The following is a 15,988-nucleotide window of genomic DNA, read 5'->3' on the forward strand; positions in this document are numbered from 1 at the left end:
ACGCATACTGGGATATTGGGGGATTTGCCCAAGAGGAGAAGCGAGAAGTGACCGACACCACGAGCGGGTCTGCACGCGGGTCGAAGGCTGCCAAGGGGGCCGGCAAGGCTCCCAAGGGCGGCCTGCGGATCGAACGCATCCACACCACTCCGGGCGTGCACCCCTACGACCAGGTCAGCTGGGAACGCCGCGACGTGGTGATGACCAACTGGCGCGACGGCTCGATCAACTTCGAGCAGCGCGGCGTCGAGTTCCCCGACTCCTGGTCGGTGAACGCGGTCAACATCGTCACCTCGAAGTACTTCCGCGGCGCGGTGGGCACCCCGCAGCGTGAGTGGAGCCTCAAGCAGATCATCGACCGGGTGGTGCTGACCTACCGCGCCGCCGGCGAGAAGAACGGTTACTTCGCCGGTCCGGACGACGCCGAGGTCTTCGAGCACGAGCTGACCTACGCCCTGCTCCACCAGGTGTTCAGCTTCAACTCCCCGGTCTGGTTCAACGTCGGCACCAAGCAGCCGCAGCAGGTCTCCGCCTGCTTCATCCTGGCCGTCGACGACTCGATGGACTCGATCCTGGACTGGTACAAGGAAGAGGGGATGATCTTCAAGGGCGGCTCCGGCGCCGGCCTGAACCTCTCCCGGATCCGCTCCTCCAAGGAGCTGCTCTCCTCCGGCGGCAACGCCAGCGGCCCGGTCTCCTTCATGCGCGGCGCGGACGCCTCGGCCGGCACCATCAAGTCCGGCGGCGCCACCCGTCGCGCGGCCAAGATGGTCGTGCTGGACGTGGACCACCCGGACGTCGAGGCCTTCATCGAGACCAAGGTCAAGGAGGAGGAGAAGATCCGCGCCCTCCGTGACGCGGGCTTCGACATGGACCTCGGTGGCGACGACATCACCTCGGTCCAGTACCAGAACGCCAACAACTCGGTCCGGGTCTCCGACGAGTTCATGACGGCCGTCGAGAACCGCACCGAGTTCGGCCTGAAGGCCCGGATGACCGGTGAGGTGATCGAGACCGTCGACGCCAAGAAGCTGTTCCGCAAGATGGCCGAGGCGGCCTGGGCCTGCGCCGACCCGGGCATCCAGTACGACGACACCATCAACCACTGGCACACCTGCCCGGAGTCGGGCCGGATCAACGCGTCCAACCCCTGCTCCGAGTACATGCACCTGGACAACTCCAGCTGCAACCTCGCCTCGCTGAACCTGATGAAGTTCCTCCGCGACGACGACTCGTTCGACGCCGAGCGCTTCGCCAAGGTGGTCGAGCTGGTCATCACCGCGATGGACATCTCGATCTGCTTCGCCGACTTCCCGACCGAGAAGATCGGCGAGACCACCCGCGCGTACCGCCAGCTCGGCATCGGCTACGCCAACCTCGGCGCCCTGCTGATGGCCACCGGCCACGCCTACGACTCCGAGGGCGGCCGTGCGCTGGCCGGCTCCATCACCTCGCTGATGACCGGCACCGCCTACCGCCGTGGCGCCGAACTGGCCGGCGTGGTCGGTCCGTACGACGGCTACGCCCGCAACGCGGCCCCGCACCAGCGGGTCATGAAGCAGCACGCGGACGCCAACGCGGTCGCCGTCTCCTACGACGACCTGGACGCCCCGATCTGGGCCGCGGCCACCTCCACCTGGGCCGACGTGCTGGCGCTCGGCGCCCGGAACGGCTTCCGCAACGCGCAGGCCTCGGTGCTCGCACCGACCGGCACCATCGGCCTGATGATGGACTGCGACACCACCGGCGTCGAGCCCGACCTCGCCCTGGTCAAGTTCAAGAAGCTGGTCGGCGGCGGCTCGATGCAGATCGTCAACGGCACCGTGCCGCGCGCCCTCAAGCGCCTCGGCTACCAGCAGGAGCAGATCGAGGCGGTCGTCGCCCACATCGCCGACCACGGCAACGTGGTGGACGCCCCCGGTCTGAAGCCCGCGCACTACTCGGTCTTCGACTGCGCGATGGGCGAGCGGGTCATCTCCGCGATGGGGCACGTGCGGATGATGGCGGCGATCCAGCCGTGGATCTCGGGCGCGATCTCGAAGACGGTCAACATGCCGTCCGTGGCCACCGTCGAAGAGGTCGAGGAGATCTACTTCGAGGCGTGGAAGCTCGGCGTCAAGGCGCTGGCCATCTACCGCGAGAACTCGAAGGTCGGCCAGCCGCTCTCGGCGAAGAAGACCAAGGAGGAGGAGAAGGCCGCGGCCGCTCCGGCTCCGGTGGTCGAGTACCGCCCGGTCCGCAAGCGCCTCCCGAAGGGCCGTCCCGGCATCACCACCTCGTTCACGGTGGGCGGCGCCGAGGGCTACATGACCGCCAACTCCTACCCGGACGACGGTCTCGGCGAGGTCTTCCTGAAGATGTCCAAGCAGGGTTCCACCCTCGCGGGCATGATGGACGCCTTCTCGATCGCGGTCTCGGTCGGCATGCAGTACGGCGTCCCGCTGGAGACGTACGTCTCCAAGTTCACCAACATGCGGTTCGAGCCGGCCGGTCTGACCGACGACCCGGACGTGCGGATGGCGCAGTCGATCGTCGACTACATCTTCCGCCGCCTGGCGCTGGACTTCCTGCCCTTCGAGACCCGCTCGGCGCTCGGCATCCACTCCGTCGAGGAGCGCCAGCGCCACCTGGACACCGGCTCCTACGAGCCGATCGAGGCCGAGGACGCGGATGTGGACGTGCAGTCGTTCGCGCAGTCCGCCCCGATCGCCACCCCCAAGCCCGTCCCGGTGGAGGCCCCCAAGGTCGCCCCGGCCCAGGCGCACAACTCCACCGAACTGATGGAGATCCAGCTCGGCCTCAACGCCGACGCCCCGCTCTGCTTCTCCTGCGGCACCAAGATGCGCCGCGCGGGCAGCTGCTACCTCTGCGAGGGCTGCGGCTCCACCAGCGGCTGCAGCTGATGACAGCCTGAGCGGGTGAACAGAGCGGGGAGCCGATGTGTCGGCTCCCCGCTCTGTCATGTCGCGGTGCTCTGCCGACGGGCCTGTTCGATCTCGTTGATGTGGGTCTCGGTCCACTGCCGGAGTGCGGTGATCGGCCCGGCCAGGCTGCGGCCGAGCTCCGTGAGGTCGTACTCGACCCGGGGCGGGATGGTCGGGTGGACGGTGCGGGTGACGAAGCCGTCGGCCGCCAGGGCACGCAGGGTCTGGGTGAGCATCTTCTGCGAGACGCCCTCGATGCGCCGGCTCAGGTCGGTGTACCGCATGGTGCCCTGGAGCAGTGCGTCCACGACCAGGATCGTCCACTTGCCGGAGATGTGGTCGAGCACCTGGCGGGTCGGGCACTTTGCGGAGTAGACGTCGGCCGGCAGGCCGGAGGATTCCACGACGGTCTTCATGCCGGGGGAGAGTAACGCACTTTTTAGTGCTCTCTTCCTGATGGAGCGTCACTCTCCAATAGTTAGCCGCATGACACTTTCCGTCGCGGACGCCATCCGCACCCGCCGTACGATCCGCCACTACCGGCCCGACCCGGTGCCGGCGGCCACCCTCGCCGCCCTGCTGGACCTCGCCGTCGAGGCACCCAGCAGCTGGAATCTGCAGGACCGTTCGATCGTGGTGGTGTCGGACGCCGAGGGCCGCGCCCGGCTGGCCCGCGCCACCGGCGGACAGCCCCAGCCGCAGGAGGCCCCGGTCGTGCTGGTCTTCGTCGCGGAGCCGCGAGCCTGGCGCGACGACCGCCTGGACGTCTACGACCGGGCCCGTCGCAACGGCGCATGGAGCGAGGAGTTCATCGCCGGGTTCGCCGCCGAGTCGACGGCCTTTCAGGAGGGCCTGGAGAAGCGTGGGTTGCTGCGCGAGTACGCGGTCAAGGACGCGATGATCGCGGCCTCCTTCCTGATGCTCGCCGCCACCGAACTCGGCCTGGCCACCTCCCCGATGAACGGCTGGGACGAAGCGGCGGTCAAGCAGGCGATCGGCATCGGCGACCGCGACGACCTCGCCATCGCCCTCCTGGTCTCCCTCGGCCATCCGGTGGAGCACCGTCCCCACCCGGGCCGTCGCGCCCCGGAGCGCAACATCTTCCGCGAACGCTACGGCGCGTGAAGGGCAACGGCGATTCGTCGCCCGGACCGTATTACCTGGCGGGTAATCGACCCCGGAGCGCCCGCCCGGCAGGCTGGGTGCAGGCCGCCGGGGAGGACCCCGGAGGGTCACCGACTGCTCGGAGGTTGTTCGTCATGGCTGTGAACTCGCTTGCTGGTGCTGTCCGTTCGACCGGTGCCGGGCACGGTTGGCTGCGTAGGGTGCTCGCGCTGGATGCCGTGGTGACCGGTGGCAACGGGCTGGCCTACCTGGCGTTCTCGGGGCCGCTCGGGGAGTTGCTCGGGATCGACCGGATGGTGCTGTTGGACATCGGGGCGTTCCTGCTGCTGTTCGGTGCCGGGGTGGGGTTCCTGGCGAGCCGGCGCCGGCCGTCGGAGTCGGCGGTGAAGGCGCTGGTGGACGCGAACCTGGTGTGGGCGGTGCTGAGCATCGTGTCGATGGTGGTGTGGTTCGAGCCGAGCACCGCCGGGACGGTGTGGATTCCGATGCAGGCCGCCACCGTTGCGGGGTTCGCGGCGCTGCAGTGGTGGGCGCTGCGCTCGACGGCGCGGTCAGCGCGCTAGCTGACGGTCCGTACCACCGCGCACCCCGGGGCCGAGCCGTTGCTCCCCGGGGTGCGCGCTGGTGTTTCAGGGCAGCACCTCGCGCAGGTAGGACGCGGTCTCCGGGTCGGCCGGGAGGAAGGTCTCGATGGCCAGCTCGGAGACGGTCACGTCCATGGGGGTGTTGAAGGTGGAGATGGTGGAGAGGAAGGACAGCACCCGCCCATCGTGCTCGAACAGGAGCGGGAGGGCGAACGGGAACAGTGCGGAGGCGTCCTGCACCTCGTCCTCGGCGGACGTGGGGTAGGCCCGGACCTCCTGGTAGAGCGCGCGCAGCGGCTCGGAGCGGACCAGGGCGATCTGACGCTCCATCTGCTCCAGCAGGTGGGATCGCCACTGGCGCAGGTTGCGGATCCGGGGCGCCAGGCCGCCGGGGTGCAGGGTGATCCGCATGGCGTTCATCGGCTGGGTGAGCAGTGCGGGGTCGACGTCCTCCAGCAGCAGGGCGATGCCCCGGTTGGCGGCGAGCACCCGGTAGGCGCCGTCGACGATCAGGGCGGGGTAGGGATCGTGCGCGGCGAGCAGCTGCTCCATGCCGGCGCGCAGCGCGTCCAGCGAGGGGTCGTCGAGCGGGGTCTCGGCGTAGTGCGGGGCGTAACCGGCCGCGAGCAGCAGGGAGTTGCGCTCCCGGACCGGGATGTCGAGGTGCTCGGCGAGCCGGAGCAGCAGGTCCTGGCCGGGGCGGGCCCGGCCGGTCTCGACGAAGCTGATGTGCCGGGCCGAGGAGTCGGCGCCCAGGGCGAGTTGGAGCTGGCTGAGGCCACGCCGCTCGCGCCAGTCGCGTAGCAGGGTCCCGGCGCCGGCCTCGGAGGACGTGGTGGTCATGGCACGACGGTAGCCGGTCCGTCGGGCGTCAACCTTGGTTGACAGCTGCGCTCCGTCAACCTATGTTGACATCATGAGCGAAACCAAGCAGCTCGCGGCAGCCGCGAGCAGTCGGGATCCGGGGGTCGGCCTGCGCGCCGTCCGGGCCCTGCGCGATCTGGCGGACCGGCTGGAGGACCTCCAGGTCGGCAACGCCCGCGGCCAGGGCTGGTCCTGGCAGGACATCGCGGTCTGCCTGGGCGTCAGCAGGCAGGCGGTGCACAAGAAGTACGCGAAGCGCGGCTTCGGCGGCGACGGCAAGGACGGAGGCTGAGGGATGTTCGAGCGATTCACGAAGGCGGCGCGGCAGGTGGTCGTGCAGGCCCAGGCCGAGGCGGTGGAGCTGCGGCACGGGTACATCGGTACGGAGCACCTGCTGCTCGCCGCGCTGGCCGACCCGGCGGAGCCGGCGGCGGCGCTGCTGGTGGCCCGGGGGCTGGACCACGACACCGTGCGGGCGGCGGTGGTCCGGCTGATCGGCCCGGCCGAGGGTCATGACGCGGAGGTGCTGGCCGCGATCGGGGTCGACCTGGACGCGGTCCGGGAGGCGGTCGAGGCGGAGTTCGGCGCGGGGGCGCTGGACGCACGGGGGGAGGAGCCGCGCCGGCGTGGCTGGTTCAAGAGCGACCACCGGCCGTTCACCCCCCGGTCGAAGAAGGTGCTGGAGCTCGCGCTGCGGGAGGCGCTGCGGCTCGGCGACAAGCAGATCGCGGTCCGGCACCTGCTGCTCGGACTGCTCCGCGACGGCGATGGACTGGCCGTCCGGGTGATCGCCGACCAGGGGGCCGACCCGGCCGGGTTGCGTCAGGAGTTGGAGGCGGTGGAGGGCTGACGACAGCTGCCCGGGGCGCGGTTTCCGGCCATTCACTCTGAGTGTGCAGATATCGAACGGATCGTCAGTTGTCCGCTTGAGTACAACTGGTGAATGGATATGATCTGCTGACCGCGTGTACTGATCAACCGCACGGAGCGTGTCCGAGGGCGCGCCCGTGCGGTGGTGCGCTGTCGTCCGCCCTCCCGCAGCCGTCCGCCCCCGAGGATCAGACTGATGAGAGCTCGCACGCGCCCCGACCCGGGCGCGGCCGTCCGCCGTCCGAACGGCAGTGCCGCCTGGTGGGCCGCGGCCGGCCTGCTGGTCGGGGCCGGAGCCGGAGCGGCCGCCGTGGTGCTGACCCCGACCGCGCAGCAGCCGGCCGTGGCCGGAACCGTGAGCGGGGCGCTGCTGCTCTGGTGCGGACTGCTCGCGCTGGCCTGCCGCCAGCTCGGCCGGGCCGACCGGAGCGCCGCCGAACTCGACGCCGTCCGGGACGAACTGACCGTCAGCACCGGCCGAGCCGCCACCCTGCACGCCGAGCTGAGCGCCGCGCACTACGCGGCCGCCGAGCTGCGCGCCGCACTGGCGACCACCCGGGCCGAGGCCGACGCCGCACACGCCGGACTCCGGGCCGCCGAGGTCGGACAGGCCGCCCTCCGGGCCGAGGCCGAGGACCTGCGCGAGCGGACCGGACAGGCGGCCGCCGACCGCGCCGCCCTCGACCGGCTCACCGCCGAGGTGCTGCCCGAGGTGGTCGGCCGGCTGCGCTCCGGCAGTTCGGTGGAGACCGCGCTGGCCCCGCACCGGGCGCTCCCGCACGCCGGGTTGCTGCGCACCGTGGCGACCGAGATCGGCCGGGGCGAGCGGCAGCGGGCCGCCGCGCTGGCGGTCTGCGCGACCGCCGCGGGCCGGGTCCAGGCACTCGCCACCAGCATGCACGCGGAGCTGCGTGAGATGCAGCACCGGCACGGCGAGGAGGTGCTCGGCGACCTGCTGACGCTCGATCACGCCACCGCCCAGGCGGGCAGGATGGCCGACTCGATCGCGGTGCTGACCGGTGCCCGCTCCGGCCGCCGGTGGACCAGGCCGATCGCGGTGGAGTCGGTCCTGCGCGGCGCGCTCGGCCGGATCGGCGCCTACCGGCGGGTCCGGCTGCACTCGGCCAGCAGCGCCGCGGTGGCCGGGTACGCCGCCGAGGGCGTGATGCACGTCCTGGCCGAACTGCTGGACAACGCCGCCAACTTCTCCGCCCCGCCGGCCGAGGTGCACGTCTACGTCGAGGAGGTGCACTCCGGTCTGGTGATCACGGTCGAGGACGGTGGGCTCGGCCTCGGCGAGAGCTGGCTGAAGCGGGCCGAGGCCGCGGTCTCGGCCGATCCGCTGGACCTCACGGCGCTCTCGGCCGGCACCCGGCTCGGGCTGGCCGTGGTCGGGGTGCTGGCCCGCAAGCACGGGCTGCAGATCTCGTTCCGGCCGTCCGCCCGGGGCGGCACCGGCGTGGTGGTGCTGATCCCCGAGCAGCTGGTCAGCCACCCGGCCCCGGTCCGGGCCGACGCCCCGGAGCCCGCCCCCGTGCACGAGCGGCCGACGGCCCCACCGGTCGCCGAGCGGGCCGCGACCACCGAGAACGGCCTGCCGCAGCGCCGCCGCGGCCAGACCCTGAGCACGGCCCCCGGCAGCGCCGGGGAGGCCACCGCCGCGCCCACCGCGCCGCCCGCCCGGACCGACGCGGCGGTGGCCGCCGCCCGGTTCGGCGCGTTCCGTCGCGCCCTCCAGGCCGGTCCCGGCGCGAGCCCCGACGACGCCTCCCGGAAGGACGACTCCCGATGAGCAGCACCGACCGCGATCTCGACTGGCTGTTGGAGAACCTGCTGGCCGCCACCCCGGGCGCCCGGCACGCCCTGGTGCTGTCGGCCGACGGCCTCAAGCTCTGCCACACCGCCGGGCTGACCGTCGATCAGGCCGACCAGCTGGCCGCGATCGCCTCCGGGATGCAGAGCCTGGCGCACGGTGCCTCGGTCGAGTTCGGCGACCGTACCGGCGGGGTCCGGCAGTCGATGACCGAGTTCCACGGCGGCATCCTGTGCATCGTCGCGGCCGGCGAGGGCGCGCACCTCGCGGTGGTCACCGACGAGAGCGCCGACGTGGGCGTGGTGGGCCACAACATGTACGGGCTGGTCGAGCAGATCGGCGCGTACCTGACCGCACCGGCGCGAGAGCCGGCATGAGCACCCGCCGGGGCACCCCGGGGCCGGACGACTCGCCGGACCGGCTCTACACCGTCACCCAGGGCCGCAGCCGCCCGCCGGAGCAGGCCTTCGACCTGGTGACCCTGATCGTCGCCGAGCAGGAGCCGACGCCCGGTATGCAGTCCGAGCACGCCCGGATCCTGGAGATCTGCGCCGACCCCACCGCCGTGGTCGAGCTGGCGGCCGAACTGGCCCTGCCGGTCAGCGTGGTGAAGATCCTGCTGGGCGATCTGCTGGAGTCCGGCCGGGTCACCGCCCGGCATCCGAGGTTCGCCCCCAGCAAGGCCCGGCTGCCCGACCTCGACACACTGAAGCAGGTGCTGAGTGGACTCGAACGGCTCTGACACCGCCGTGCTCCGGGCCCGGTCGGCCGCCCCGCTGCGCAGCACCGCCTCGGACGGCCTGAAGATCGTGGTGGTCGGCGGTTTCGGGGTCGGCAAGACCACCCTGGTCGCCTCGGTGAGCGAGATCCGCCCGCTCAACACCGAGGAGACCATGACCCGGGCGGGCGAGGGCGTCGACGACCTCACCGGGGTGGCCGGGAAGCGCTCCACCACGGTGGCTTTCGACTTCGGCCGGATCACCCTGGACGACCGGCACGTGCTCTACCTGTTCGGCGCGCCGGGCCAGGAGCGGTTCTGGTTCCTCTGGGACCGGCTGTTCGCCGGGGCGCTCGGCGCGGTGGTGCTGGTGGACACCCGGCGGCTGGCCGAGTCCTGGTACGCGATCGACCGGCTGGAGCAGCACGGCACGCCGTTCGTGGTGGCCAGGAACGACTTCGGCGGCCCCGAGCACAGCCTGGCCGAGGTGCGCGCCGCCCTCGACCTGCCCGACCACGTGCCGCTGATCGACTGCGACGCCCGGGACCGCGAGTCCGGCAAGCAGGTGCTGATCGGACTGGTCCGGCACATCCAGCAGTTGGCCCTGAGAGACCCAGAGGTGACCCCGTGACCGAGCCCGCGACCTCCCCGCCGCCGGGCTGCCCGGCGCACCCGGGTGCCACCCCGCTGTACGGGCCCCGGTTCCAGACCGACCCGGGCCAGCTCTACCAGGAGCTGCGCCGCACCCACGGCCCGGTGGCGCCGGTGGAGCTGGCCGGCGGCGTGCCGGCCTGGCTGGTGATCGGCTACCGCGAGCTCCAGCTGATGACCGGTCAGCCCAAGCTGTTCGGCCGGGACTCGACCCGGTGGAACCAGTGGCCGGAGATCCCGGCGGACTGGCCGCTCAAGCCGATGATGGCCCCCGTCCCGTCGATCCTGTACGCCGAGGGCGCCGAGCACCAGCGCCGGAAGGCGGCGGTCACCGAGGCACTGGCCGGCGTGGACCAGTACGAGCTGAAGCAGCACTGCGAGGAGGTCGCCGACGGGCTGATCGACGGGTTCGCCGGCAAGGGCGAGGCGGAGCTGGTCACCGACTACGCGCACCGGCTGCCGCTGCTGGTGCTCTGCCGGCTGCTCGGCCTGGACGAGGACGAGGCGCCGGTGCTGATCGCCGGCCTGGTGGCGATGCTGGACGGCGGCGCGGACGCCCAGGCCGGGGCGCAGCGGCTGCTGGACGTGATGCTCGGGCTGGTGCACCGCAAGCGCGCGGAGCCGGGCCCGGACGTCACCTCCCGGCTGCTCGGGCACGAGGCCGGGCTGACCGACGAGGAGGTGATGCGCGACCTGCGGGTGATCCTGATCGCGGGTCACCAGCCGTGCGCGTACTGGATCTCCAACGCGCTGCGGCTGATGCTCACCGACGACCGGTTCGCCGCCTCGCTCTCCGGCGGCCGGCGGAGCGTCGCCCAGGCGCTCGCCGAGGCGCTCTGGGAGGACACCCCGACCCAGATCTTCGCGGGCCGCTGGGCGACCAGGGACACCCAGCTCGGCGGGCAGCGGATCGCCGCGGGCGACCTGCTGCTGCTGGGCCTGGCCGGGGCCAACACCGACCCCTCGGTCCGGCAGCCGGACGGGACCCCGGCCGAGGGCAACCGGGCCCACCTGGCGTACTCGTACGGGCCGCACAGCTGCCCGTTCCCGGCCCAGGAGACCGCGGAGGTGATCGCCGCGACGGCGATCGAGGTGCTGCTGGACCGGCTGCCCGACCTGCGGCTGGCGGTGGCCGAGCACGCCCTGGTCTGGCGGCCCTCGGCCTGGGTGCGCGCGCTGGTGGCGCTGCCGGTCGCCTTCACCCCGGGCTACCAGGCCGGCTGACCGCGCTTCTGGCAGGTGCTCAGCCGTCTACGGAGTCAGGGGCTCGGGGCTCTGCTGTTGTGCGGCTCCGCCGCGTGGGCGACGCCGGCTTCGGGAGAGGTGATCCGTTCAGGGGTGGTCAGGCACTTTCGTCTGTGACCCGAACGCCAGATCTCCTCGCAGTTCCCCGAGCCCCTGGACCGTAGACGGCTGAGCACCTGCCAAAGGCTGAAGCCGCCACTCAACCGAAGGAGTACGTATGCCCGCACCGATCCTGATGGACCCGCTGGCCACCGACAGCGCCGCCGAGGGCGCGCTGCTGCGCGGGGCCGGGCCGGTGGTCGAGGTCGAGTTGATGGGGGGCGTCCGGGCGTGGGCGATCACCCGGCACGCTGCGGCCAGGGCGCTGCTCAACGACGAGCGGCTGGTGAAGAACGCCGAGCACTGGGCGGCCTACCAGCGGGGTGAGATACCCCGGACCTGGCCGCTGATCGGTCTGGCGGTGCCGGGGCCGAGCATGGTCACCACGGACGGTTCGGAGCACCGAAGGCTGCGCTCGATCGTGGCGCAGGCGTTCACCCCGCGCCGGGTGGAGGCGATGCGTCCCGGCATCGAGGCGATCACCGCCACACTGCTGGACCGGGTGGCGGCGGCCGGGCCCGAGCCGGACCTCAAGACGGTCTTCGCCTTCCCGCTGCCGATGTCGGTGATCGGGTCCCTGCTCGGCCTGCCGGAGCGGGACCACGCCCGGATCCGGGACCTGTACGAGCGGTTCTTCAGCAGTGTGAAGGACCCGGCCGAGGTCCCGGCGATCATCGCGGCGCTGAACGCGTTCGTGCAGGACCTGGTGGCCCAGCGTCGGGCCGCGCCGGGCGAGGACCTGATCAGCGCGCTGCTGGCGGCCGACGTCGAGGGCGGCGCGCTGACCGACGCCGAGGCGGCGGCCACCGTACGGGTGATCATCGCGGCCGGGCACGAGACCACGGTCAACCTGATCACCAACGCCGTCCGGGCCCTGCTCACCCACCCCGACCAGCTGGCGCTGGTGCGCAAGGGTGAGGTGCCGTGGTCGTCGGTGGTCGAGGAGTCGCTCCGCTGGACCCCGCCGACCAGCAACTTCCTGTTCCGGTTCGCCGCCGAGGACGTGCCGTACGGCGACGCGGTGATCCCGGCCGGGGACGCGGTGCTGGTCTCCTACAACGCGATCGGCCGGGACCCGGCCCAGCACGGCGTCACCGCCGAGGTGTTCGACGTGACCCGGGAGCCGTCCAGACTGCTCTCCTTCGGGCACGGCCCGCACATCTGTCCGGGGGCGTCGCTGGCGCGGATGGAGGGGCAGATCGCGCTGCCCGCGCTGTTCGAGCGCTTCCCCGGGCTTCGGCTCGCCGTGCCGGACGCGGAGCTGCGGCCGAGCCCGTCGATGGTGGTCAACAGCCTGAAGGCGCTGCCGGTCCGGCTCTGATCCGGCGCGCGGGTGCCCCGCCCGCGCAGCACGGCCAGGTCACGACTACGGTACCGGCCGATGAAGGTCGAACGCACACCTTGGCGCCGGATCACGACTGGGTTAACGTCTTCGAGCCAGCCCGACGGGTTGGGACACCCCCTTCTCTGGTTCAGCGCCTGTTGTTCCGTCTTAACTGCTGGCATGTCATGCCCTGGCAAGGAGGACCTCGTTGACCACCGTCCTGCTCGTGATCGAAGGCCGCCGATGACCTTTCGCCCCCGGCTGCTGGCCGTACCCGCCGTGCTCGCGTTGACCCTCACGGCGGCCTGCTCCAACTCCTCGGACAGCAACGGCGGTGGTGGCGGCTCGGCTGCCCCGCTGACCGGCGACTGCGTCAAGTACCAGCCCTACGCGGGGAGCTCAGGGAAGACGGTGACGATGTTCGCCTCGATCCGCAGCCCCGAGTCGGACTCGCTGGAGAAGTCCTGGGCCGAGTTCAGTTCTTGTACGGGGATCAAGATCTCGTACGAGGGCTCGCCGGACTTCGAGTCGCAGATCCAGGTCCGGGTGACCGGTGGCAACGCCCCTGATCTGGCGATCATCCCGCAGCCCGGGGTGCTGGCCCAGATGGTGAAGACCGGCAAGGTGGTGAAGCCGCCGGCCCAGACCGAGGCCAACCAGGCCAAGTGGAGCCCGATCTGGAAGACCTACGGGTCGGTGAACGGGACCTTCTACGCGGCGCCGATGAGCGCCAACATGAAGTCGCTGGTCTGGTACTCGCCGAAGGCCTTCAAGGCGGCCGGCTACCAGGTGCCGAAGACCTGGGCCGAGCTGATGACGCTGAGCGGGAAGATCGCCGCCACCGGCTCGACCAAGCCCTGGTGCGGCGGTATCGGCTCCGGCACCGCGACCGGCTGGCCGGCCACCGACTGGCTGGAGGAGATCGTGCTCGGCACCCACGGCGGTGACGTGTACGACCAGTGGGTGAGCCACCAGGTGAAGTTCGGCGACCCGAAGATCGCGGCCGCGATGCAGACGGTGGCGGACTGGATGCAGAACCCGGCCTGGGTGAACGGCGGTATCGGCGACGTGAAGTCGATCGCCACCACCACCTTCCAGGACGCCGGGGCGCCGATCCTGACCGACAAGTGCGCGATGCTCCAGCAGGCGTCGTTCTACGCGGCGCAGTGGCCCAAGGGCACCAAGATCGGCGCGGACGGCGACATCTTCGCCTTCCAGCTCCCGGCGGTGAACCCCTCGGTGCCCAACCCGGTCGAGGGCGGCGGCGAGTTCGTGGCGGCGTTCTCCGCGCGCCCCGAGGTGCAGGCGGTGCAGAACTACCTGTCCAGCTCGGAGTGGGCGAGCAGCCGGGTCAAGGTCACCAGTGGCTGGGTCTCCGCCAACCAGGGCGTGGACAAGAGCCTCTACACCGACCCGATCGACCAGCTCTCCGCCGCCGCGCTGACCGACCCGGCCGCGACCTTCCGGTTCGACGCCTCCGACCTGATGCCCGCCGCCGTCGGCGCGGGTGCCGAGTGGAAGGCGCTGACCGCCTGGTTCGCCGAGGGACAGGCCATCCCGAAGGTGGCGGCTGACATCGACGCGGCCTGGCCGCAGTAGCCGCCACGGGCGGCGCGGGTCCACCCGCCCGCGCCGCCCCCTCCGGCCGGTCCGCCACGCAACGTCGGACCGGCCCTCGGGCCCGGACCTCCGGGCCCGAACCGTCTTGCCGGGAAGGACACCTGAATGCCCGCCACCCTCCATGTGGCCGCCTCCGCCGGGCCGCTGGCCGCCTCGGCGTGGACCGACGCCGGGGTGAAGTTCGGCAACAGCCTCGGTGCGATCGCCGGGTTCCTGGGCATCCTGCTGCTGATCTTCTTCGCGGCCGGCCGGGCCACCGGCCGGTTCGCCAAGCCGCTCGCGGTCCTGGTGATGCTCGGCCCGGCCGTCCTGCTGCTGCTGGTCGGCCTGGTCGCACCGCTGGTCCGGACGGTCTTCCTGAGCTTCTACAACGCCGACAGCGACCGCTCGGTGGGCCTGCGCAACTACGGCTGGGCCTTCACCACCGACTCGATCCACACCGTGCTGCTGAACACCGCGCTCTGGCTGGTGGTGGCACCGCTCACGGCGACCGGCCTCGGCCTGGCGCTGGCGCTGCTGGTGGAGCGGATGCGCTGGCAGGGGCTGTACAAGTCGCTGATCTTCCTGCCGATGGCGGTCTCGCTGGTCGGCGCCGGGATCATCTGGAAGTTCGTCTACGAGTCCCGCGGCGCGGGTCAGCCGCAGATCGGCCTGCTCAGCCAACTGGCCGTCAGCCTCGGCTGGGACGACCCGCCGAACTGGATCCTCACCCAGCCGCTGAACAACTTCCTGCTGATCGCGGTGATGGTCTGGGTGCAGACCGGCTTCGCCATGGTGGTGCTGTCGGCCGCGATCAAGGCGATCCCGGACGAGGTGACCGAGGCGGCCCGGCTGGACGGTGCGCGCGGCGTGCGGCTGTTCTGGTTCATCACGGTGCCGATGATCAGGACCACCCTGGTGGTGGTGCTCACCACCGTCATGATCACCACGCTGAAGGCCTTCGACATCGTCCGCACCATGACCGGCGGCAACTTCGGCACCCAGGTGCTGGCCAACGAGATGTACGCGCAGTCCTTCACCCAGTTCGACGTGGGCCGGGGGAGCACCCTCGCGGTGATCCTCTTCCTCGCGGTGCTGCCGCTGGTGGCCTACAACATCGTCCAGCTGCGCAAGGAGCGTGAGACCCGATGAGCGGTGCGAAGGACGCGACGGACGTGGCGGACGGGGCGGACACCGCGGGGCCGACCGGGGCGAGGGCGGTCCGACGGTCCTTCAGCGGGCCGCTCGGCTCGCTGTTCGTGATCGTGGTGACGGTGCTCTGGACCATCCCCACCTTCGGCCTGCTGGCCACCTCGCTGCGCCCCAAGCAGGAGGTGGCGACCAGCGGTTGGTGGGAGGTGTTCACCCACCCCGAGCTGATCCTCTCCAACTACCACACGGTGCTGTTCGAGGGCGGCTTCGGCGTCAGCGCGGGGATGATGCCGTTCCTGGTCAACTCGCTGGCGATCAGCGTGCCGGCCACCGTCTTCCCGCTGGTGATCGCGGCGATGGCGGCGTACGCGCTGGCCTGGGTGCGGTTCCGGGGCAGCGACACGGTCTTCTTCGTGATCTTCGCGCTCCAGGTGGTGCCGCTGCAGATGGCGCTGATCCCGCTGCTCCAGCTGTTCTCCGGCGGGGCCCACCTGGGCGGCCTGACCATCATCCCGGCGGTGAACCTGAGCGGGACGTACGCGCCGGTCTGGCTGGCGCACACGATGTTCGCGCTGCCGCTGGCCACCTTCCTGCTGCACAACTTCATCTCGCAGCTGCCGCGCGACCTGATGGAGGCGGCGATCATGGACGGGGCCTCGCACTTCAAGATCTTCCGCTCCATCGTGCTGCCGCTCTGCACCCCGGCGCTGGCCTCGTTCGCGATCTTCGAGTTCCTCTGGGTCTGGAACGACCTGCTGGTCGCCCTGACCTTCGCGGGCGGCACCCCCGAGGTGGCCCCGATGACCGTCCGGCTGGCCCAGCTCTCCGGCTCGTTCGGCGGCCGCTGGGAGCTGCTGACGGCCGGTGCCTTCCTCTCGCTGATCATCCCGCTGATCGTCTTCTTCGCGCTCCAGCGGTACTTCGTGAGAGGACTGCTCGCCGGTTCCGTCAAGGGCTAGATGTCCGACGGGGTGTCATGCCCCGGGAATGTGTGGATTCTGCGTACGTGGGCTCTCCCCA

General features: G+C 71.3%; 16 protein-coding genes. 14 read left to right on the plus strand and 2 right to left on the minus strand.

What is annotated here, in order from left to right; translation table 11 throughout:
• Positions 1-47 precede the first annotated feature (47 nt).
• The gene (locus OHV05_RS23845; protein ID WP_405019451.1) at positions 48-2,903 is read left to right on the plus strand and encodes a vitamin B12-dependent ribonucleotide reductase; all 2,856 of its coding nucleotides are present in this window, start codon (positions 48-50) and stop codon (positions 2,901-2,903) included.
• Between the two features lie 56 nt (positions 2,904-2,959).
• Here OHV05_RS23845 and OHV05_RS23850 read toward each other — a convergent pair whose 3' ends face one another.
• The gene (locus OHV05_RS23850) at positions 2,960-3,340 is read right to left on the minus strand and encodes a winged helix-turn-helix transcriptional regulator (RefSeq protein WP_405019452.1); all 381 of its coding nucleotides are present in this window, start codon (positions 3,338-3,340) and stop codon (positions 2,960-2,962) included.
• Between the two features lie 70 nt (positions 3,341-3,410).
• On the opposite strand from OHV05_RS23850, the gene OHV05_RS23855 reads away from it, so the two are divergent.
• The gene (locus OHV05_RS23855) at positions 3,411-4,049 is read left to right on the plus strand and encodes a nitroreductase family protein (protein WP_405019453.1); all 639 of its coding nucleotides are present in this window, start codon (positions 3,411-3,413) and stop codon (positions 4,047-4,049) included.
• Positions 4,050-4,183: 134 nt separating this feature from the next.
• Complete coding sequence (locus OHV05_RS23860; RefSeq protein WP_405019454.1) at positions 4,184-4,612, plus strand: hypothetical protein; 429 nt, start codon at positions 4,184-4,186, stop codon at positions 4,610-4,612.
• A gap of 66 nt (positions 4,613-4,678) precedes the next feature.
• Here the strand turns inward: OHV05_RS23860 and OHV05_RS23865 are convergent, their stop codons facing one another.
• Positions 4,679-5,476 (minus strand): helix-turn-helix domain-containing protein, encoded by a 798-nt coding sequence (locus tag OHV05_RS23865; protein ID WP_405019455.1) that lies wholly within the window; start codon positions 5,474-5,476, stop codon positions 4,679-4,681.
• A gap of 73 nt (positions 5,477-5,549) precedes the next feature.
• Here OHV05_RS23865 and OHV05_RS23870 point away from each other — a divergent pair, with 73 nt between their 5' ends.
• The 11 genes from OHV05_RS23870 to OHV05_RS23920 all read left to right on the plus strand — a co-directional run bounded on the left by OHV05_RS23870 (position 5,550) and on the right by OHV05_RS23920 (position 15,927).
• Entirely contained in the window at positions 5,550-5,789 is a 240-nt protein-coding gene (locus tag OHV05_RS23870; RefSeq protein ID WP_403041552.1) for an RNA polymerase subunit sigma-70, read from the plus strand.
• Positions 5,790-5,792: 3 nt separating this feature from the next.
• Positions 5,793-6,347, plus strand: coding sequence for a Clp protease N-terminal domain-containing protein (locus OHV05_RS23875; protein WP_405019456.1), 555 nt, complete (start codon positions 5,793-5,795; stop codon positions 6,345-6,347).
• A 216-nt stretch (positions 6,348-6,563) separates the two neighbouring features.
• A complete protein-coding gene (locus OHV05_RS23880; RefSeq protein WP_405019457.1) occupies positions 6,564-8,159 on the plus strand; it encodes a sensor histidine kinase in 1,596 nt (531 codons plus the stop codon).
• Positions 8,156-8,557 carry a roadblock/LC7 domain-containing protein gene (locus OHV05_RS23885; RefSeq protein ID WP_405019458.1) on the plus strand — a complete coding sequence of 134 codons (402 nt, stop codon included), beginning with the start codon at positions 8,156-8,158 and terminating at the stop codon, positions 8,555-8,557. The genes OHV05_RS23880 and OHV05_RS23885 overlap by 4 nt, the downstream gene beginning before the upstream one ends.
• A complete protein-coding gene (locus OHV05_RS23890; RefSeq protein WP_403041562.1) occupies positions 8,554-8,922 on the plus strand; it encodes a DUF742 domain-containing protein in 369 nt (122 codons plus the stop codon). Before OHV05_RS23885 ends, OHV05_RS23890 begins: the two co-directional genes overlap by 4 nt.
• Entirely contained in the window at positions 8,903-9,529 is a 627-nt protein-coding gene (locus OHV05_RS23895) for a GTP-binding protein (RefSeq protein WP_405019459.1), read from the plus strand. Before OHV05_RS23890 ends, OHV05_RS23895 begins: the two co-directional genes overlap by 20 nt.
• Positions 9,526-10,773, plus strand: a complete 1,248-nt coding sequence (locus OHV05_RS23900; protein WP_405019460.1) for a cytochrome P450 — start codon at positions 9,526-9,528, stop codon at positions 10,771-10,773. Before OHV05_RS23895 ends, OHV05_RS23900 begins: the two co-directional genes overlap by 4 nt.
• 238 nt (positions 10,774-11,011) lie before the next feature.
• On the plus strand, positions 11,012-12,214 hold the full coding sequence (locus OHV05_RS23905) for a cytochrome P450 (RefSeq protein WP_405019461.1): 1,203 nt from the start codon (positions 11,012-11,014) through the stop codon (positions 12,212-12,214).
• 246 nt (positions 12,215-12,460) lie between these two features.
• Positions 12,461-13,816, plus strand: coding sequence for an ABC transporter substrate-binding protein (locus OHV05_RS23910; protein WP_405019462.1), 1,356 nt, complete (start codon positions 12,461-12,463; stop codon positions 13,814-13,816).
• A 126-nt stretch (positions 13,817-13,942) separates the two neighbouring features.
• A complete protein-coding gene (locus tag OHV05_RS23915; RefSeq protein ID WP_403041573.1) occupies positions 13,943-14,968 on the plus strand; it encodes a carbohydrate ABC transporter permease in 1,026 nt (341 codons plus the stop codon).
• A complete protein-coding gene (locus OHV05_RS23920) occupies positions 14,965-15,927 on the plus strand; it encodes a carbohydrate ABC transporter permease (RefSeq protein ID WP_405019463.1) in 963 nt (320 codons plus the stop codon). Before OHV05_RS23915 ends, OHV05_RS23920 begins: the two co-directional genes overlap by 4 nt.
• Positions 15,928-15,988: the final 61 nt, after the last annotated feature.

The sequence above is a fragment of the Kitasatospora sp. NBC_00070 genome (genome assembly GCF_045041205.1).
Classification (GTDB): Bacteria; Actinomycetota; Actinomycetes; order Streptomycetales; family Streptomycetaceae; genus Kitasatospora.